Origin of the sequence: Pyruvatibacter sp. HU-CL02332 (assembly GCF_040362765.1) — a bacterium.
Taxonomy (GTDB): Bacteria; Pseudomonadota; Alphaproteobacteria; order CGMCC-115125; family CGMCC-115125; genus Pyruvatibacter.
On sequence record NZ_BAABWK010000001.1, the window covers coordinates 92532 to 111649 of the forward strand.

Annotated in this window: 16 protein-coding genes; 9 read left to right on the plus strand and 7 right to left on the minus strand. The window is 59.0% G+C overall.

The window, feature by feature from the left end; translation table 11 throughout:
* The first annotated feature begins 34 nt into the window (after positions 1–34).
* The 3 genes from ABXH05_RS00445 (at position 35) to ABXH05_RS00455 (ending at position 3343) form a co-directional block, all read left to right on the plus strand.
* On the plus strand, positions 35–850 hold the full coding sequence (locus ABXH05_RS00445) for a glutathione S-transferase family protein (protein ID WP_353559295.1): 816 nt from the start codon (positions 35–37) through the stop codon (positions 848–850).
* On the plus strand, positions 850–1500 hold the full coding sequence (locus tag ABXH05_RS00450) for a TetR/AcrR family transcriptional regulator (RefSeq protein ID WP_353559296.1): 651 nt from the start codon (positions 850–852) through the stop codon (positions 1498–1500). The genes ABXH05_RS00445 and ABXH05_RS00450 overlap by 1 nt, the downstream gene beginning before the upstream one ends.
* A 61-nt stretch (positions 1501–1561) precedes the next feature.
* On the plus strand, positions 1562–3343 hold the full coding sequence (locus tag ABXH05_RS00455; protein WP_353559297.1) for an FAD-dependent monooxygenase: 1782 nt from the start codon (positions 1562–1564) through the stop codon (positions 3341–3343).
* A gap of 12 nt (positions 3344–3355) precedes the next feature.
* On the opposite strand, the gene ABXH05_RS00460 is transcribed toward ABXH05_RS00455, so the two are convergent.
* Both ABXH05_RS00460 and ABXH05_RS00465 read right to left on the minus strand, forming a co-directional pair.
* Positions 3356–6493, minus strand: a complete 3138-nt coding sequence (locus ABXH05_RS00460; RefSeq protein WP_353559298.1) for an efflux RND transporter permease subunit — start codon at positions 6491–6493, stop codon at positions 3356–3358.
* Between the two features lie 24 nt (positions 6494–6517).
* On the minus strand, positions 6518–7696 hold the full coding sequence (locus ABXH05_RS00465) for an efflux RND transporter periplasmic adaptor subunit (RefSeq protein ID WP_353559299.1): 1179 nt from the start codon (positions 7694–7696) through the stop codon (positions 6518–6520).
* Between the two features lie 211 nt (positions 7697–7907).
* On the opposite strand from ABXH05_RS00465, the gene ABXH05_RS00470 reads away from it, so the two are divergent.
* A complete protein-coding gene (locus ABXH05_RS00470; RefSeq protein WP_353559300.1) occupies positions 7908–8387 on the plus strand; it encodes a winged helix-turn-helix transcriptional regulator in 480 nt (159 codons plus the stop codon).
* Between the two features lie 245 nt (positions 8388–8632).
* The gene (locus tag ABXH05_RS00475; protein WP_348141406.1) at positions 8633–9253 is read left to right on the plus strand and encodes a PAS domain-containing protein; all 621 of its coding nucleotides are present in this window, start codon (positions 8633–8635) and stop codon (positions 9251–9253) included.
* 18 nt (positions 9254–9271) lie between these two features.
* Here ABXH05_RS00475 and ABXH05_RS00480 read toward each other — a convergent pair whose 3' ends face one another.
* From ABXH05_RS00480 to ABXH05_RS00500, 5 genes are all read right to left on the minus strand, one after another.
* Complete coding sequence (locus ABXH05_RS00480) at positions 9272–10762, minus strand: pentapeptide repeat-containing protein (RefSeq protein ID WP_353559301.1); 1491 nt, start codon at positions 10760–10762, stop codon at positions 9272–9274.
* A 134-nt stretch (positions 10763–10896) separates the two neighbouring features.
* On the minus strand, positions 10897–12558 hold the full coding sequence (locus tag ABXH05_RS00485) for a choline dehydrogenase (RefSeq protein WP_353559302.1): 1662 nt from the start codon (positions 12556–12558) through the stop codon (positions 10897–10899).
* Positions 12559–12764: 206 nt separating this feature from the next.
* Positions 12765–13628: an OmpA family protein gene (locus tag ABXH05_RS00490; RefSeq protein WP_353559303.1), complete on the minus strand. Its 864-nt coding sequence runs from the start codon at positions 13626–13628 to the stop codon at positions 12765–12767.
* A gap of 203 nt (positions 13629–13831) precedes the next feature.
* Entirely contained in the window at positions 13832–14353 is a 522-nt protein-coding gene (locus ABXH05_RS00495) for a DUF2059 domain-containing protein (protein ID WP_353559304.1), read from the minus strand.
* 118 nt (positions 14354–14471) lie between these two features.
* A complete protein-coding gene (locus ABXH05_RS00500; RefSeq protein ID WP_353559305.1) occupies positions 14472–15230 on the minus strand; it encodes an SDR family NAD(P)-dependent oxidoreductase in 759 nt (252 codons plus the stop codon).
* 238 nt (positions 15231–15468) lie between these two features.
* On the opposite strand from ABXH05_RS00500, the gene ABXH05_RS00505 reads away from it, so the two are divergent.
* From ABXH05_RS00505 to ABXH05_RS00520, 4 genes are all read left to right on the plus strand, one after another.
* The gene (locus ABXH05_RS00505) at positions 15469–16095 is read left to right on the plus strand and encodes a PilZ domain-containing protein (RefSeq protein WP_353559306.1); all 627 of its coding nucleotides are present in this window, start codon (positions 15469–15471) and stop codon (positions 16093–16095) included.
* A gap of 100 nt (positions 16096–16195) precedes the next feature.
* A complete protein-coding gene (locus ABXH05_RS00510; protein ID WP_353559307.1) occupies positions 16196–17263 on the plus strand; it encodes a lipid A deacylase LpxR family protein in 1068 nt (355 codons plus the stop codon).
* A gap of 101 nt (positions 17264–17364) precedes the next feature.
* On the plus strand, positions 17365–17868 hold the full coding sequence (locus ABXH05_RS00515) for an RT0821/Lpp0805 family surface protein (protein ID WP_353559308.1): 504 nt from the start codon (positions 17365–17367) through the stop codon (positions 17866–17868).
* 419 nt (positions 17869–18287) lie between these two features.
* On the plus strand, positions 18288–19037 hold the full coding sequence (locus ABXH05_RS00520) for a transglutaminase-like cysteine peptidase (RefSeq protein ID WP_353559309.1): 750 nt from the start codon (positions 18288–18290) through the stop codon (positions 19035–19037).
* The last annotated feature ends 81 nt before the right edge of the window (positions 19038–19118 follow it).

Consider the following 19118-nt stretch of genomic DNA (forward strand, 5'->3'; position numbering starts at 1 on the left):
ATTGTTATTCAGTTGAATAATTTTGAGGCTGCTCATGCTGACCCTGTTTCACAATGCCGTCTCCACCTGCTCACAGAAGGTGCGGTGGATGCTGTCTGAAAAACAGATGGAATACACGTCACGGGAAATCGACCTCCTGGCTGGAGAGCAGCACGCGGACTGGTACACGAAGATCCATCCCGATCACGTCGTGCCCGCCCTGCAGCACGGTGAGACCGTCATTCTCGAGTCCTCACTGATCATGATGTATCTGGATCAGATCGGTGGCGGCGAGCCGCTTGTCCCCAATGCTCCCCTTGAGGCGCACCGGATGCGGTCATGGACGCATCTGATTGACCACCAAATTCACGCAGAAGCGGCAGTCGTTACGTTTGCGCTCGGCCCCCGACACCTCGTCAATGCACAGCCCGCCGAAACACGCGAGGCAGCAGTTGCCAGCATTGTCGATCCAACGGCGCGCGCACAGCGAAGGAGCGTTCTTGAGCTCGGTGTGGAGGCCCCCGAGTTCAAGATTGCCATGGAGCGCTTCATCAAGATGCTGGACGAAATGGAATCCCGGCTCCAACACGCCCAGTGGCTCGCCGGATCGGCACCGACCATCGCCGATGGCGCGGTCCTGCCCTATGTCCTGAGGCTTGAGCATCTTGGCTTGGACAGCATGATCGCCGCCTATCCAAGTGTCACTGCATGGCTTGCACGCATGAAACAACGCCCGAGTTTCGCAAGCGCCGTCGGGCAATGGATTCCCGACGAAGTCATCGCCTTCCTGAAACAGATGGCCCCTGGCGACCAAGAAGCTATCCAGCAACTTCTCCATGAGATTGAGACCACAAAGAAGGACGCATCCTGATGGTTCGTGATGACTCAAAATCGAAAAACGCCGCGTCAGCAAAATCCACAGGTACCGCGCGGTCCAAAAAGCGCGAGGAGACATCCGCCCGCATTGTGCAGGCGGCACGGCAATCCTTTGCCAAGCGCGGATTTCACGGCACCAGCACCCGTGACATCGCCAACGTGGCAGGTACCAATCAGGGATTGATCACCTATCACTTTGGCACCAAGGACGTGCTATGGCGCGCTGCTGCCGACAATCTGTTTGAAGAAATTGGCGAACGCTTGTTTGACCGCCTCGCCCAGCGGCCATCAGCTGATGAGCGGGAGAATGCACGCGAGTCCATAAGGGAGTTCGTCCGTTTCTCTGCCGAGTATCCAGAGTTCTTCTGGCTCATGGTGGATGAGGGCAAGAACGCTGACGAGCGGCTCGACTGGCTGATCTCGACGCATCTGCGCCCGCGCTTTGAAGCCCTGGCAGACTACATGCTCAATGCGCTTGGCTACTCGCAAGACGACTTGCCCCATGTCTATTACACACTCGCTGGCGCTGCGTCCCTGATCTTCGCGGTGGCGCCTGAGTGCAGGCAACTCACCGGAATCGACCCCCTGAAAAAAGATGCCGTTGAACGCCACGCGGACTTCGTCGCGCGGCTCATCATTACCTAACGCCAGGCCGGTCCACACGCCAGACCAGTCAAGTCAACAGGCACGACCAAGGAAAACGATCATGAAAACCATAGAAACTCACGTTCTCATCGTGGGCGCGGGACCCGCTGGCCTTACAGCTGCAACCCTGCTTGCCCGCTCCGGGGTCGATGCGCTGACGCTGACCAAGTATGGAACTGCCAACGCGCCGCGGGCACACATCACCAACCAACGCGCGGTCGAAGTTTTCAGAGACCTCGGTGTCGAAGAGGAAGCGCAGGCAAATGCCCTGCCCCACGTCCTCATGGGCAAGCAGGTATATGCGACGACATTCGCAGGCCGCGAACTGTCTCGGATGATGACCTGGGGCACGGGGGATGATCGCATCGGCGACTATCGGGCTGCCAGTCCGTCGGAGATGTGCAACATCGCGCAGAACACCCTGGAACCAATCCTGCTTCGCCGCGCACAGGAGTTGGGCGCCGACATCCGGCAAGACCATGAGGTCCGCTCAATCAAGGACATGGGTGACTATGTGGAAGCGCATGTTGTGCCCCGAGACGGCTCACCAGAATTCAAAGTCAAGGCCCGCTACGCACTCGGTTGCGACGGATCGCGCACAGTTGTGGGCACCGACGGGGGATTTGAGTTTGAAGGTGTGATGGGTCTCCGTGATGCCGTGACAGTCTGGATCGATGCGGATCTGAGCCGCTATACGGCTCACCGGTCCGGTGCGTTGTTTGTCACGCTTACGCCGGGAAGCCGCGACACCATGGGCGTATGGACCTGCGTCAAACCGTGGACCGAGTGGAGTACCATTTTGCTGCGCGCCGAAGGGGACCCCCACGACCTCGATGAAGAAACGATCAGGGAGAGTATCCGTGCCTCCATTGGCGACGACAGTGTTGAGTTTTCAATCCGCAAGATTAGCTCATGGCAGTTCAACCATATGGTTGCGTCCGACTATCAGCGCGGCCGCCTGTTTATTGCCGGCGACGCAGCGCACCGCCACCCGCCCGCAAACGGGCTGGGCAGCAACACGTCGATCCAGGACAGTTACAACCTGGCCTGGAAACTCGCTTTGGTGGTGAAGGGCCATGCGAGCGAAGACCTGCTGCGCACCTACACCGTGGAGCGGCAGCCAGTAGGCCGGCGGATCATCGACCGCGCCATCCAGAGCGTCCTGGAGATGGTCGAATGGGTCAACATCTTCGACTTCAGCCCACAGACAAGCTGGGACGAAGCAAATGAGAAAATCGACGCGATATTTGGTCCCAATGGTGGCCCCGAACGGCAGAAGATCTTTGATGCTCTGAAGGTGCAGAACGGCCAGTTCAATGCCCATGGCGTTGAGCTGGGTCAGAGCTATGAATCGGACGCGATGGTCAGTGACGGATCAAGCGTCAAGACACCTGAGCGGGACGCAGACCAGTTTCATGTGCCAACAACAGTACCCGGCAACCCGGTTCCCCATGCATGGCTGACAGTCGGCGACAAGGATACGTCAACGCTTGATCTGTGCGGATATGATCAGTTCACACTCATAGTCGGCGCCGACGGCGGCAAATGGATGGACGCCGTGGAAAGCGTGGCGTCCGAGCTGGGCGTCAAGATGGAAGCCGTCCAGGTGTCTCTGGGTCTACCCGTCAACGATGTGTACGGACACTGGATCAAGCGGCGGGAAGTCGACGACGATGGATGCGTGCTGGTCCGCCCCGACCGCATCGTAGCCTGGCGGTCCATGGCCATGAGCAACGACCCGAAGGCCGCCCTGCATGACGTGATGTCGAAGATCCTTGGAGCAGGCAAGACCGCCTCGTCAGCGGGTTCATTGGAGAACAAAGAACCCGCCTCAGTCGCTTAGCCAAAGCCGCCCCTACTCTGCGGGCGCAATACGCCCCTTGAGCCGCTGTTCTTCTGCCCGCCTTGCTTCACGCCGGGCGATCCAGATGAACAGCGCCGGGGTGAAGTAGAGCGCCAGAATGGCAGAGCCACCCACGCCGCCGGCAATGCCGGTGGCCATGGGCTGCCAGAAGCGGCCACCGAACAGGATCAAGGGCAGGAAGCCACCGACCGTTGTCAGGGTCGTGGAGATGATGTGGCGGCTGGCGTTGACCACAACGTCTTCCGCCGCCTGCAGGTCGCCCTCCTTGGCCGCGTCATCGGCCCTGAGTGCCGAGAGGACGATAATGGCCCCGTTGATTGCAAGGCCCACCAGACCCATGGTGCCGACGATGGCAACAAACCCGAGCGGATTGCCGAACAGCCAGACGCCAAACAGCGCCAGACCAACGGACAGGAAGGCGACAGCAAAGACGATGCCCGCGTAACGGAAGGAATTGAACGACAGGATGATGGACGCGGCCATCAACACCAGCAGCGGACCGGCAAAGGCGGCAAAGCTGCCCAGCGCCTCTGACTGGTTTTCCGCGTCGCCACCAAACTCGAACCGGTATCCACGCGGCGGCTCATAGTTAGCGTCTGCCATGTGCTGACGGAATTCGGCCAGATTTTCAGCCGGCAGTTCGAACGGTACCAGGAAGCCCTGAATGGTGTTGGTCCGCTCTCCATTGCGCCGGGTGATACCGGCAAGTTCAGGAACCAGTCCGATTTCCGCAATCGCGGTCAGCGGCACACCGGGCATGCCATTGTTCGTCAGCGGACCACGTATGGTCGGCAGAATGTATTCAGAGCGAATGTCGCTGATCTCACCGCGACCACCATCACCCACACGCACACGCACAGGCAGTTCTTCTGTGGCTTCCACAACGGAGCCACCCACGGAGCCTTCAAAAGAAGCGTCCAGAGAGCGGGCAATATCAACCGCCTGAAGACCCGCATTCTTCGCCTCGTCTTCATTGGTGATGACGCTCAGCTTAGGCTGGCCGCCAGAGAGCTTGGCAATGGTGTAGGTGACACCGGACGTGCGATGCATGATCGCGCGCAGCTTCTCACCTTCTTCACGCAAGACATCCAGGTCCGGCCCGACAACGCGCACTTCAAGTGGCGCATCCGCTGGCGGACCTTGCTCAAACGGCACAGCCAGAATGGTGGCATTGGGAAACGCATTGCGCAGATCGTTCTGGATTTCCGGCAGGAATTTGAGCGTCGCATCACCTGACGTGGTGCGCACAAAGGCACCTGCATAGGACGCGAGCCCCTCGGACGAATTGGTCATGGTGTAGAACACGCGCGGTGCCGGGTCACCAATCACCCAGTAGCTGTCGAGAACCGACTCGTGCTTATTCAGGCGATCACGGATCTTTTCAACTTCAACACGTGTTTCAGAAAGAGATGTCTGCGCCGGTAGAAAGACCTGCATCTGGAACATGTCGCGGTCATTGGCCGGGAAGAACTGGCTCTCCAAGGTGCCCGCCATGGTAAAGCCGAAAATGGGCAACACCATCGCAACTCCCACACCGATGATGGGTCGCCGCAGAATGAGCCGGATGCTCCTGCGATAGACGTCCGCCAGCTCACGGTTGACGTAACCGTCTTTCCACCATGTGTGTTCCCGGCGGGTGTCCGCGTCGTCATCGCTGGACACAAAACCGGCGATAGCCGGGATGACCGTCATCGCGAGGAAGAACGAACTGGACAGGGCGATAATCACGCCGATGGCCAGTGGGCCCACAAACTCCCCGGCCCCGCCCGGCGCCAGGAAGATCGGCGCAAAGGCCAGAGCAGTTGTGAGTGTGGACGCAAACAGCGGCACAAACAGATGCGAGATGGTTTCGGATATGGCTTCGCCGGGACTTGCCCCTTTCTTGCGGGCCGCATTGAAGTCATCAACCACCACAATGGCGTTGTCGATCAACAGACCCAGCGACACGATGATGCCCACCATGGACGTCTGGTGCAGCGGCATGCCGATGAGATTGTAGCCGATGAACACCATCAGCACGGACAAAGGCAGGGCCGCGCCAACAAGCAGCGCCGACTTCCAGCCAAGGGTAATCAGCAGCACGCCCATGACAATGGCCGCGCCCAGCAGCATGTTGGAGCCGAGCTCAACAAGGCGCGCGGACGTATAGACATTCTGGTCAAAGACGATGACCTGCTTGATGCCACGCGGCAGGTCTGCCTCGAAGTCCTCAAGGATATCGGCAGCCCGAATGGACCAAAGGTCAACGCGTCCGCCTGCTTCCATCTCGGCAGAGATCATGACACCGCGCTCGCCGCGCACCAGTGCCACGCTGCGCGGGGGATCACGTACGCCCTTGGTGACAGTCGCGATATCGCGCAGGCGCACAATCTGACCGTCAGGACGTTGCTTGATCGGCAAATCGGCAATCTGCGTGATGCTTTGCAGTTCGCCGGTCACTTCAATTGACAAGTCATTGACCGAGTTGCGGATCTGACCGGCAGACACCTTGGCATCTGCCAGCGTAATGGCACGCGAGATTTCTGCCACGCTGAGATTGAGCGACGACACCGCCACCGCATCGAGCGTGACGAGAACTTCCTCTTCGGCTTCGCCATAAAGGTCCGTTTCGCGGGTGCCGGGAATGTTCAGCAAGCGATCTTCAAGGTCATCCGCAAGCCGAGTGAGAATATCAACCTGCGGCGGCCCCTCCTGATCCCACACCAGCCCGACCGCAATGGTCACCGCCGTTGACGAGCGGTCCTGAAGGTCGGGCTTGGAGGCCGCAGGCGGCAGTACCGCTTCGGCTTCGGTGAGTTTGTTGCGCGCCTTGGACCAGACCTGGTCCGGCACCATCACGTAGTCATGCAGCTCGATGCGAACCAGGGATGTGCCTGCCCGTGAGTCGGAATTCACTTCCTTGATTTCGGGAACTTCGCGCAGACGCTCTTCGATGGGTTGCGAAATCAGGCTTTCCATCCGCAGCGCATCAGCACCGGGCATGAAAGTCACAACGGTGGCGAAGCGGCGGGTCAGCGCCGGGTCTTCCTGACGACCCAGACTGGAGAACGCGAGCCACCCCGCAATGACGATGAGGCCCAGTGTCAGGGCTGTCAGGCGCGGGTTTCTATAAAACAGGTTCGACCACATATGCGCTGCCGCCTTTGCTAAACGCTACTGGACGCTGGATTGACTGACTTGGGCAGTGCTGTTGCCCGCCGGTGGCTCAACGATCCGCACACGCTGACCGGGTGCCAGACGATGTGAGCCTTCAACAACGAAGGCTTCGCCATTCTTGAGCGTCCCGCGCACGAAGGCCCGGTCTGCCTCAGTGTGGAGCAGCTGAACCGTGCGGCGTTCAACGATCCCGGCATTCTTGGGTGCCTGAGCAGCGGCATCGCCCGTGGCTGTGTCAGGTGCCACAACGAACAGCGCCCACAATCCTCGCCGCCCTTCCGTAAGCGCTGCAAGCGGCACCCAGAAGCCTGGCTCAGTTACTGTTTGCGTCAGGGTCACACGGGCAAGCTCACCGGCCCGCACCTGCGAAAACGGCGCTTCAACAACGAAGATGGCATTTACTGTGCGTGTCTCGGCATCAACCTCTGACACGACGTTCGACAAGGCTGCGGGATAAAGCTGACCGCGCACGTCAATCTGATGAATTTTGCCGTCGTCCAGGCCAATCAACGCATCCGGCGGAATACCGATATGCGCTTCAAGGCTGGCACTTTCCAGAAGGCGGAAGATCGGCTGTCCGGCATTCACCACCGTGCCCTCATCCACCATGCGCGCGACCACATGACCGTCATAGGGCGCGCGGATGGACGCAAGCTCGATGGCGACTTCAAGCGACGTAATGCTGGCGCGAGCACCGGCCAACTGAGCTGCAATGGCCTGCCCTTCAAAGCGCGCCTCGTCATAGCGCTGCTGGGAGACATTCTTGCGCTCAAGAAGTTTCTTCTGCCGCTCAACGGTCACTTTGGAGAGGGATAAGCGTGCACTGGCTTCACGTTCCTGCGCGCGGGCCTGTGCCAGTTGCGCTTCAAGGCTGCGGATGTCTAGGGAGGCAAGAACATCGCCCGCCTTCACCACAGCCCCTTCATCAACGGTGACAGAGGCAAGAAGACCCGGACGTTCAAACCCAAGATTGCTGGAGCGGCTGGCATTGATGCGTCCGGCATAGCGTGCCTGCACATCGTAGGTGTCGGTCATTTCGACATTAGCCGTGACCACCGGCATCAACCGGTCCCGGTCGATGCTCTGGCTGATCGCATCCGGCGCGCCGCTGAAGAAGAAAATCGTGGCGCCCGCTACCAACAAAACGGCGATGCCCAACAAAAGACGTCTGTTCACGCTCTAACCCCACCCACTTTGCTCGCTGGCGATACATGCCACCTTCAGCCACTGGTCAGTTACGCCGTGTAACACCAACCGGACCACAGATGATCCCGATAGTTAGTTGCACCACGCAACTTAGGTTGTCATGGTAGGTTGCGTCATGCAACGTACCAGACACCAATTTCCCCAAAAACTGCGGGGAAATGCCCGCTAAGGAGATAGATGGGTGCGCCGGACCAGTTTTGCCAACACTGATTGCACGCTTGCCGGGTCGCTGGAGATCATCGGCGAATGGTGGACAATGCTGATTATCCGTGAGGCATTAACGGGTTACCGGCGGTTTGAGGATTTTCGCGAGCGCCTGGGCATCGCCCGCAACATTTTGACGCGCCGCCTCAGGCATCTGGAAGCCAATGGCATTCTTGAACGGGTGAAGTACCACGACCGCCCACCCCGCTACGAATATGTGCTGACCCAGAAGGGCAAGGAACTGGGCACATCGCTCATGGCCCTCGCCCAATGGGGCAACAAATGGAAGACGGCCGGCGACACGCCCTCCCCCATCCGCTTCAACAGCGCCGAAACGGGCGCTCCGCTGGAAGTGCGCATCATCGACACAGCCACCGACGAACCCGTTTACTATAAGTCTGTGGTCGTCACCCCGCCCGACGGCATTACCCGGCATCCCGGCAAAGACAGCGACTGACGCAAAAACCCAAGGTTTCTGCGGCCCTACCGCGTTGTCCACAGAAAAATCACTCTTATCCCAAGGCTCTCCCCACCCCGACGCGGGGCTGGCATGGCGTGTGCTCATTTACGTCCAAAGGGCCCATTCGGGGGCTTTTCTGTGCCGCAGCGGCACGGAAGTGTCCCGGATAAGCCCATCGGATCAATCAGGGACGCTTTCTCGGGACACATGGGAAAGCCGACAGCTAAAAGAGCGCGTATCCAATGACCAAAACGCGAGCCGCACGAGACCTTCTTGCTTACTGGTACCGGTTGTCAGCCGGCCGACAGGCCCCGCGCCGCGACGAGATTGAACCGCGCGACATCAAACGCCACCTGCCCGAGATGTTCATTCTGGAACTCGAACGGCCCGGCGTCTTTACGTTCCGCCTGGCAGGCACGGCCCTGTGCGCCAATTACGGTTTTGAGCTGCGCAACGAAGAGTTCTCGTCCCTCTGGCACGGCGAAAGCCGCGTCACGGTCACAAGCCTGCTGGAACGCGTCGTCGGCAATGCCGAACCTGTGCTGGTTGAGTTTGCTGCTGAGAGCATGCGCGAACGCAATGTACGCTTTGAACTTCTGCTTCTGCCGCTTGCAGCATCAAACGGCCGCCTGTCCCGCGTCCTGGGCTGCGTCGCCCCGCTGGAAGACCCCTTCTGGCTCGGCACGGACCCGATTGTGCGTCAGTGGACTGAAACCATCGAAGTACTGGATGCCGAAGAAGGCGAGACCATTCCCATGACGGAACGCGTCGAGCTGGACGTGGAAGACAACCCCCATGCACCGCCCGCCATCGCGTTTCGCGAAGTGCGCCCTTACCTGCGACTGGTCAAGACAGACAGTTAGTCCGGACACCAAACGCCATCAGGATGCGGCGGGCATCACCAGTTCATCGTCAAAGTCGATGAGCTGAACGCGAAGCTCGTCCGCGCCCTTGGCACCTCGCAGGTCCACACCACTGAGAGTGGCTCCGCGCAGATCAGCGCCGCGCAAATCAACATCCACGAGAATGGCACCCGTCAGGTCCGCATCCCGCAGATCGGTCTTGAAGAGCGACCCGCCGGTCAAATCAATGCCGCGCATGTTTGTCTTGCGAAGGTCACCGCCGGACAGCACCGCGCCATGCGCCCGCACAGGCCACTTCTTGCCGCCAAGCCCACCGATTGGCATGGGCGACAGATCAGCATTCATCATCACGACACCATTGGCCTTGATCCCGGAGAGCTTGGCACCGCGCAGATCCGCAAAGGCCATACGGGTCTTTCTGAGCGTTGATCCCTCAAGGTCACTCATGGTGAGATTCACATGAGACAGATTGGCGTCCGCCAGCACAGTGTCGCGCATGTCAGCGGCCGGCAGTTTTCCTCGAGCTGCCTCAAGGCCGGTCGCATCAATGCCGCGCGCATTCAGCTGACGGCCATGCTGGCCAAGGCTTGCCACCCACAACCCATGGTCCTGGATCATGTCTTCGATGGTTTCACCGTCACTGGTGCGCTTTTGCGGGATGATGGCACCGGTCACGTCCGCATGGGTCAGCTCACTACGGGTCACTTGAGATGCCGTCAGATCAGCGCCCTGCAGATTTGTGCCATCCAGCACGCCGCCCACAAGCGTCGCACCGCGTAAGCAACAGCCTGACAGATCAGCGTCCGTCAGGTCGCACCCGGTAAAGATGACGCCAGACAGGTTTGAATCGCACAGTTGCGTCTTGCGCAGCTTGGCATTGGTAAAATTGGCGTCCGTCAGATCTGTGCCATTCAACTGGGCGCGTACGACACGGGCCCCTTCGAAGTTCACTTCGCGCAGTGTCGCACCGGACATATCGGCACTGGCATCAATGCCATTGAAGTAGGCCAGATTGCCGCCGCCATCCCGCGCCATGATCATGCCGTCTCGAATGTCAGCGCCTTCCAGATTGCTGCCTTCAAAGTCCGCGCGGGCAAATATCCCACCGCGAAGATCAGCCCTCATGAGATTGGCACCGCGAAAAGAAGCGCCTGTGAATTCCGCGCTGAAAAAGTTGGCCCCCGTGAGGTCAGCGCCATCAAACTGCGCGCCGTCACCACTCACACCGACAAATTCAGCCTCGCGCAAATCCGCGCCTCGGAAGTCCATGTACTCGATACACTGAAACGACAGAACCAGCCGCTGGCCACCTTTGCGCCCGGTGATGAAGTTCCGATGGCGTGCCAGGGCAATGCGCAAACTTCGCTCGTCTGGACCCTCCTGCGTCGTCACGACGCTGGACGGCATGGCGTTTGCCGGTGCTGCCTTGAGACCCACGCCAGGACCAAGCGGCGACCGCGTTCGAATGCGGCCGCGCGTACCAGAAGTTTCTGCTTTTTGATCGCCCATGATGTGGGAATTCCTCCATTCAGGAGAAACTACAATCAAACACTACAGGTCCAGATAAGGCAGCCGCCCGAACTGGTCTAAAACTCTAGTCAAATTTTAGACAGTTCCGGGCAAGAAGACGCCGCTAACAACGCTTACTCAGCAGCAGCAGCAGCCTCGCGGTCTTCAGCAATCTGCACATTTTCAGGCGTCAGCGCAGAACGACCACGGATCATGTCAGCGGTCTTTTCCGCAATCATGATGGTGGGCGCATTGGTGTTTGCACCGACCAGCGTCGGCATGATGGACGCATCCACCACACGAAGCCCCTCAACGCCGCGCACCTTCATGCTCGGATCAACAACGGCCATATCATCGGTGCCCATCTTGCAGGTCCCGACCGGGTGATAGAGCGTTTCAGCTGTGGCACGGATCCAGGCATCCAGCTCTTCGTCCGTGTTGACGTCTGCCGGTGGCTTGAGACGGTCACCGCGATATTCGTCAAACGCCTGTTGGCGGAACACTTCTTCCGTGCGGCGAATGCCGTCACGCATGGCGCGGCGATCATTCTCAGATTCAAGATAATTTGGCTGCAGTAGCGGCGCATCCAGCGGATCAAGCGACTTGAGCGCAAGATAGCCACGGCTTTCAGGACGCGTTGGATACATGACGCAGGAGAAGCCGTGCTTGTCGGTGATGCCGTCACGTCCGTGGCTGTCGCCCATGGCAACACTCACATAGTGAAGCTGGATATCCGGCAGATCGAGGTCCGGGCGCGTCTTGAAGAACGCACCAGCCGCAGTCGGCGGATAGGACGCGTCGCCCGTGCCGAACAGCAGATAGGACAGACCAGCCTTGATGCGGTTGATCGGAGACGCGGCGCGGTGAAGCGTTACCGGCTGCGTGCATTCAAACTGGCTTACAACACCCAGGTGATCCTGCAGGTTCTGGCCTACGCCCTTGACGTCGGACACAACGTCAATGCCCCACTTGCGCAGATACTCAGCGTCACCAATGCCTGACAGCAACAGGAGTTGCGGTGAATTGATGGCACCACCGGACAGGATCAGTTCCTTGTCCACCTGCACCTGCTTGGTTTCTCCGTCCTGCACATATTCAATGCCGGAAACCTTGCTGCCATTGAACAGGATGCGCGTTGTATGCGCCCCGGTTTCAGCCACAAGGTTTTCGCGCTCAAGTGCCGGCACCAGATAGGCCTGCGCAGCGGAGCAGCGCTTGGATCCTTTGATCGTGTGTTCGTAGCGGGCAAACCCTTCCTGCTGCGCACCGTTGAAATCGTCCGTCGCCGGATGACCGGCCTGCTGACCGGCTTCAACGAAGACATCCATCAGGATGTCGTTGGTCCGATTGGACTTCTGCACATGAAGGGGGCCTTCCTGACCGTGGAACGTGGTGTCGTCACGGTTGGAATGCTCGGCTTTCTTGAAGTATGGGAGACAGTCCGCATAGGCCCAGCCTGGGTTGCCGAGCTGACGCCACAAATCGTAGTCGCGCGCATGACCGCGGGTATAGACCATGGCGTTGATGGACGAAGACCCACCCCACCCACGACCGCGCGGCCAATAAAGCTTGCGGTTGTTCAGATGCGTCTGACCTTCGGTTTCGTAGCCCCAGTTATTTTCGTTCTTGGTGCCAACAATCTGGGAATAGCCAGCGGGCATGTGAATGAAGGTGTTCTTGTCCTTGGGACCGGCTTCCAGGATCAGCACCCGCGATCCTTCATCTTCGCTCAGACGGTTCGCAAGCACGCAGCCCGCGCTGCCTGCGCCCACAATCACATAATCAAACGCTTCCATCGTTTCCTGCCTTTACTGCAAAGGCGCGCGTCACTCTTTGGCTGTCCCAAATGAGCCGCGCTGCCCTACGCGCCATATAGTCGACGCGGCTGCCCATTTCGAGCAGCCGCGCCAAATCACGTGAGTGACAATACCGTAAAAAGTGACGCCTGCGTCAAGTTCTATTCAACGCCGCGTCAATAGCGGGCGGAACTCCGCCCGCAGCCCTACGGAATCAGCTGGATTTCAACCCGTCGGTTAAGCGCTTCACGGACATTATCACCGGTCGGCACAGCCAGCTGGGTCTCGCCATAGGCCACAACACGGATTGCATCAGGCAGTGCGCCCAGCTCGATCATGGTGGCTTTCACAGCTTCTGCGCGGCGCAGCGACAGCCCGTCATTGTATGAGGCACGGCCAGACGTATCTGTGTGGCCGCCCAGAACAATCTCGCCATGCCCGCCGGTGCGTGCGGTTTCCATGGCAGCCCCGATGACGTCCAGTGCATCTGCACGCAGGAACCACTCATCGAAGCCGAAGTAAGATGTGAAGTTGGCCGGGTCTGGAAGCGTCACCTGCACCGGTGGTGGTGCAATTGCAGCCTCAAGGGCAGCGATGCTTGAATTGAATTCAGACTGGCAACGCGATACCGCAGCGGCATCGGATTCAGGATCAATCGCCCGCAGGTACCAGCAATCAAAAGCGGCCTGGGCATTGGCGGCCTGCGCTGGCGCTGACGACCGGCCCGTAGACAAGGCGCTGGTCAGACGGCCACGAGCCGCATCAAACGTGGCAATTGAGCCCCTGCCCGACTGAAGAGCCCCGGAGACCGGCACAACAGGTGCCACCACCGTTCCCTGCGCAGCTGCAATGGCGCGCGAGGCAAAGGCATTGGACAGCTCTTCGTTTTCTTCCTCGTAGGCCCGAGCGGAATGATTGAGATACGCGTCATACAGTGCCTGCGTGAAGGGATCGCCGGACGGCGTCATTTCACGGGCGTCGTCCAGCTGATAGCTGGCGCAGGAAGACAGAAACACAGCAATCGCCACGAAGGCAGCATGCCGAATATTCAAACCAAATAGCTGACGCATGTTCTTATTGATCCCCAACGCGAGCGTTAACCGTAATTGCCGGGGACAGTATCAGCGTGTGGCCACCGCGCCAATGGCGGAATTAGGGGCGTTTTAGGCCTACTTTGCCGCCACCGAGCCCCTGATCGCCCATCGCCATCGAAACGCCGTCACAAACAATCGTACGAAGGCCAATTTGCTCCGACCGCCAAGGCACTCATCCGCTATAGATCAATGCCCTTGTTGGACAGACGTGACTTCAAGCGCTGCACCATTTCGGGCATCCGCTTGATCGCCGCGCCAAGACCGACCTGCATTCCACGTTGCTGCAGCGCCGGCATTTCTTCCAACATGCGCTGGCCTGTGTCGGATTTGTAGAACGAGACAATGTCCTGCAACTCTTTTGCTGAAAATGTTTCAGCATAGATCGGCACAAACTGCGCGATGGCATCTTCCACCACAAACTTCAGCTCATCCCGCAGGACTTCTTCCACGATCACATATTGCTTGTCGGTGAGCTTGGGATGCGCCTTGCGAAGCTGTGCCAATTGCAACGGAAGCATGGCCGTTATCATGCTCTGAGCCATCTGCTCACCCTGGGAAATCTCAACGACTTCGGCGGCGAGCCGCAATCTCTCAGCTTCAGTGTCTGCTGCACTTACTTGCGAGCTGACCATCACAGACGCCAGCACAATGAGGCTGATAGTACGTCGGACCCCGACAAGGTTCTTTAGAACAGGAAGCATTCTTCTCATCTCCGACGCTATGCCACGCAACAACCCGTTGCCACTCTTAAGAGCATAGGTCTGACCAGACGAGCGTCGCAACCCTCAATGCCCGCCTCGGTCGAGCACGTGACATCGCCTAAAATTCTTCCTTGTACGGACGAAGATCAAGCTCAAGCGTCCATGTGCTGGCGTGCTGCATATGCAGGTTCCAGTATTCTGCCGCGACCGCATCCACGTTCAGGCCGCCATCTTCGCCTTTGGCTTCAAGGTATTCAGCAAAGCGGGACTTGAGCTGTGCGCCGTCAACGCCGCCGTCAATAACGGCGTGACCCACATGCAGTCCGCGCTTGCCGAACTCACGCGCCATGCCGTGTGCCAGCGCGCGCTCGGCAGCTTTGGCGGAAGCAAACGCCGTGAACGGCGGACGTGCCCGCATCGACGCCGTCGCACCAGTGAAGATGAGCGTTGCCTGAGTGTCGCGCACGCCCTCGCCTTCCGGCAGAACCCGCTGCGCCATTTCGCGCCCGACAAGGAAACCGCCAAATGCACACAGGCGCCACAGATCCTCGAAGAACGCGTCCGACATGTCGGTCAGAGCACTGAATCGGTTGTTGCCGGCGTTGTAGACAACAAGGTCAGGCTTCCCGGCGCCCTGCTCTGCCGTGTCAAACATCCGCTTCACATCAGCGGTCTGGGTGGTATCCGCCACAATCGCGGTGGCTTTACCGCCGGCGGCTTCGATTTCGCTGACAACCACATCAAGCTTCGCCTGTGTTCGGCCGGCGACATAAACATGCAGCCCTTCTGCCGCAGCCCGCCGGGCAATCGCCCCGCCAATACCTTCGGACGCGCCCACACCCACGATAAGCGCCACTGAACCTTTTTCGATTTTCATTGGATAGTTCCCTGCATTGGACGGCAGCCTGACTTGTTAACGCTTTGCTTACCCTGAAAGGCCAAGCCTGCTGCCAAATCCAGCCCGTTCTGATTTCGAACCCACATATTGGAGCACTCCGAGGCCTTCGCCACAAAAAACTGTACCCGCGAATGCAACCTGCCGTTAACCCGGCCCATGAAAGCATGGGGGTCCGACATTCAATAAGGACGCCCCAAGAACGGGCTGGAGCAAAACGATGGGTAGCATGGCAGAGATCGAGCACGATGAACGCCGCACATATCAGCGGATTCCCGTTGGCTACACGTCTCGTTGCCTGATGCCTGACGGTGGCGAGTACGAAGGCAAGGTGTCCAACATCTCTGCCTGCGGCTGCTACATCGAGCTCGATGCCTTTGCGACCCGGCCCGACCCCGCCCAGCGCGTGGTTGCCTATGTCGACAAACTCGGCCGGTTTGAAGGCATTGTTGTCCGAAGCACCGAAGACGGCTTTGCCCTTCAGCTTGAAATGACGCCGCCCAAGCGTGAGCGGTTCGCAGCCATGCTGACCAAGGTTGCCAACGGCGATCAGGCAGCCCTTGAAGAAATCCGCCGCCACCCCCGCGTGGACGCGGCTGACAAGCCAACGACACTGAAGCTCGCCAACGGGTCAACAGGCAGCTGCAAGATCATCGACATGTCTTTGAGCGGTGCTTCCGTTGAGACCCATCTGCGCCCCACCATCGGTGTGTTCGTGGAACTGGGCCGCATGAGTGGGCGCGTCGTGCGTCATCACGAAAACGGGTTTGCTGTCGAATTTGCTGAAGTGGCCCCCACACCCAAGGCCGTGATGCGCCACTTCGAGCCGACGCACCAGGCCATGTAGCCTGCGGGCCTCCCAAGACGGAGGCATGAGACATCGTGTCAGTCTCGGCCACAAAAATGCCACTGGACCAATAAGCCTCAAGGCCAGTAGCGTCCGCCTTATGACATCGATTCAGTCCACCTTTTTTGCACCTGCTGTAGCTGCCGGCATTACCCTGCTTGCGGCTTCTGTCACATCAGCCACACCTGCCTTTGCTGCGTCAGACGCCTGCACCAAGGAACGACACAGCATTGCCTCCGTGCAGATTGAAAATGATCTGTTCGGCAACGGCGCTGACCGCAACTACACCCATGGAACGGCAGCCTCTTTGGTGTCAGCTGGTCCCGTACCGCAAATCCTCAAGGATATTGGCGACGGCACGCCGGGCTTTCGCAACAGTGACCGCATGCAGTTCTCTGTCTCTTTGGGACAATCGATTTTCACACCGGACGACATCTCCACGCCCACGCTGCAGCGCGACGACCGGCCCTATGCGGGTTGGTTGAACATGGGCTTTGGCGTGGTTGCCTTCCACGATGGCTGCAATGGCGAACCAGGACGCATCGACGCCCTTGAGATCGCCATCGGTGTGGTCGGGCCATGGTCACAGGCAGACGATGTTCAAACCACCTGGCATGACTGGATCGACACCGTCGAACCGCGCGGCTGGCGCAACCAGCTGAAGAACGAGCCCGGCATCGTCCTCACCTATGAACGCCGCCTGCCGCGCTCCATTGATGTCCAGTGGATCGAAGACGCACTGCCGTTCCGACTTGAAGCCGACGCGACCCCACATTTTGGCTTTTCTGCTGGCAACATTTTCACTCATGCCGTCGCCGGCGCCACCTTGCGGGTGGGCACGGACCTCAGATCCACAGACGGCGTGCCGCGCATACGTCCCAGCCTGCCGGGATCTGCCTATTTCGAACCAAGCGACAGCATCGACTGGCAATTGTTCGCGGGAACGGAAGTGCGCGCTGTGGCCCGCAACATCTTTCTGGACGGCAATACCTTCCGCAAAAGCCACCGGGTGGAAAAAGAGCCACTGGTGGCAGATTTCCAGGCCGGGCTGTCCGTCACGGTTGGACGGGCCCGCATCAGCTTCACCAATATCTGGCGAAGCAAGGAATTCGTGAAACAGGACGCCTGGGACGAATTCGGCTCAATTTCGGCCGCTTTTCACTTCTAAGCCCCTCTGACGCAGACCGGCATTCCGTTTGGCAGGCAAAATGTCGCCAAATTGGGCTAGGATAAGGTGTGTGCATGACTGTTCACGCTTAGGAGAAAACCATGCCCTTGAGCCTCAAGTCGTTGACCACCGGGTTTTTGGCCCTTTTCGGCGCCATTGCCATATTGGCTGCCTCCCCGAACCCCGCCCGCGCGGAATGCAGCGACACCAATACTGGCGGCATTGTTGGCGGGATCGCCGGTGCGGCCCTTGGCGGATGGCTCGGCTCACAATTCGGGTCCGGCGGCGGCAAGACCGCAGCAACCATTGGCGGCGTGGTGCTTGGCGGCATCGCAGGGAACCAACTCGGCAAGAACCTCACCTGCGAAGATGAGGAATATGTCGAAGACACCACCTATGAGTCCCTGGAAACCGGCGAAGACGTCGCCTGGAGCAATCAGGACAGCGGCAATTATGGTCATGTACGCCCCGGCGAGGCCTATACCAATGCCCAGGGCCTAGAGTGCCGGACCTTCGAGCAGGAAATTTATGTCGAAGGACGTCCCGTGAAAGACACTGGCACCGCCTGCAAGCAGCCCGATGGCTCCTGGCAGATCAGTTCCTGAGCCTTTCCGGACAGAAAAAGCCGGTCTGACACGGTGATGGCACGGTCAGATCGGGCCGGTTGAAACTTTTTTCGAGTTTTTTGCATCTTTTTGGAGGCGCGATTCTGATCTGGAATCGCGCCTTTTCGCTGTTTCAGCCTCCCCGATACCCGGCCAATCCGCTGCATATTCGCTCCAGCTTCAGCTCATAGCAGATGGTTTTTGGCTGAAACCCGGACTTTTTTGCCCGTCAGGACAATTCGGCACAAAACCCCATAAAAATCGAAGCGGAATCTAATCTGAATTGGCTCTTTCTGTACTTAAATATAGATGGGATTTACATTCACATCTACTCAAATACAGATGCCAATGTCAGAAGTATAGAAAAGGAATAAGCGCAACCTCTGCTCATCTTCCAGAGTAACCAAGGGGTTGGTTCAATGTTTATTCTTCGCAGCGCACTTATGCTGGCAGTCGTCTTCGCACTTGCCGCATGTCAAACCACCGGCAGTTCGGCTTCGCCCAACACACCGGCTCAATTTTCCAATGCAGCCATGCCTGTCTCCAGCCAGTCCGCCAGGACCATGGTGGAAGGCGACCGGGCGCGTCCGCCAATCGGCTATATCGGCTTTTGCCTTCGCCACCGCGAAGACTGCGAGCCGGACGCGGGCATCACCACTGCATCCACAGGCGCCGCGACCACCGCAAACCTGTCTCATGTCGCTTTGACGCCGCAGAAGTGGCGCGAGCTGAATGATGTGAACACTTATTTCAACCGCACGGTCCGTCCGGTCGAAGACATCGACCTTGTGCAGAAAATTGAGTGGTGGAGCTATGCCATCAACTCAGCCGGTGACTGCGAGGACTATGTGCTTGAGAAACGCCGCGCTCTTATTGCGCGAGGCTGGCCTGCCGACGCCCTTCTGATCACTGTTGTCCGACAGTGGAATGGCCAAGGACATGCTGTGCTTACCGTCGTAACCGACAAGGGCGACCTTGTTCTCGACAACCTGGCAATGGGTATCGTGTCTTTCGACAAGGCCCCCTACTCCTGGCTGATGCGTCAGTCCCGCCAGCACCCCATGCACTGGGTGAAGCTTAACGGTGAAGGTACGTCCGTCCAGACCGCTGCCCACACTGCTTCCACTCAGAGCTCCAACTTCGTGGCGGAGGGCACTTCGGGCCTCTAATCGCGCCGACCCCGACGGAGGGTTTTCTGCCACGAAACTCATCGATCCTGCCGGACAGCTGGATCAATACCCGACCCCGCC

Bases quoted from the DNA above. Each gene is read 5' to 3' on its own strand.
- ABXH05_RS00445 (WP_353559295.1), top strand. From the start codon at position 35: ATGCTGACCCTGTTTCACAATGCCGTCTCCACCTGCTCACAGAAGGTG.
- ABXH05_RS00450 (WP_353559296.1), top strand. From the start codon at position 850: ATGGTTCGTGATGACTCAAAATCGAAAAACGCCGCGTCAGCAAAATCC.
- ABXH05_RS00455 (WP_353559297.1), top strand. From the start codon at position 1,562: ATGAAAACCATAGAAACTCACGTTCTCATCGTGGGCGCGGGACCCGCT.
- ABXH05_RS00460 (WP_353559298.1), bottom strand. From the start codon at position 6,493: ATGTGGTCGAACCTGTTTTATAGAAACCCGCGCCTGACAGCCCTGACA.
- ABXH05_RS00475 (WP_348141406.1), top strand. From the start codon at position 8,633: ATGACCAAAACGCGAGCCGCACGAGACCTTCTTGCTTACTGGTACCGG.
- ABXH05_RS00480 (WP_353559301.1), bottom strand. From the start codon at position 10,762: ATGGGCGATCAAAAAGCAGAAACTTCTGGTACGCGCGGCCGCATTCGA.
- ABXH05_RS00485 (WP_353559302.1), bottom strand. From the start codon at position 12,558: ATGGAAGCGTTTGATTATGTGATTGTGGGCGCAGGCAGCGCGGGCTGC.
- ABXH05_RS00490 (WP_353559303.1), bottom strand. From the start codon at position 13,628: ATGCGTCAGCTATTTGGTTTGAATATTCGGCATGCTGCCTTCGTGGCG.
- ABXH05_RS00495 (WP_353559304.1), bottom strand. From the start codon at position 14,353: ATGCTTCCTGTTCTAAAGAACCTTGTCGGGGTCCGACGTACTATCAGC.
- ABXH05_RS00500 (WP_353559305.1), bottom strand. From the start codon at position 15,230: ATGAAAATCGAAAAAGGTTCAGTGGCGCTTATCGTGGGTGTGGGCGCG.
- ABXH05_RS00505 (WP_353559306.1), top strand. From the start codon at position 15,469: ATGGGTAGCATGGCAGAGATCGAGCACGATGAACGCCGCACATATCAG.
- ABXH05_RS00510 (WP_353559307.1), top strand. From the start codon at position 16,196: ATGACATCGATTCAGTCCACCTTTTTTGCACCTGCTGTAGCTGCCGGC.
- ABXH05_RS00515 (WP_353559308.1), top strand. From the start codon at position 17,365: ATGCCCTTGAGCCTCAAGTCGTTGACCACCGGGTTTTTGGCCCTTTTC.
- ABXH05_RS00520 (WP_353559309.1), top strand. From the start codon at position 18,288: ATGTTTATTCTTCGCAGCGCACTTATGCTGGCAGTCGTCTTCGCACTT.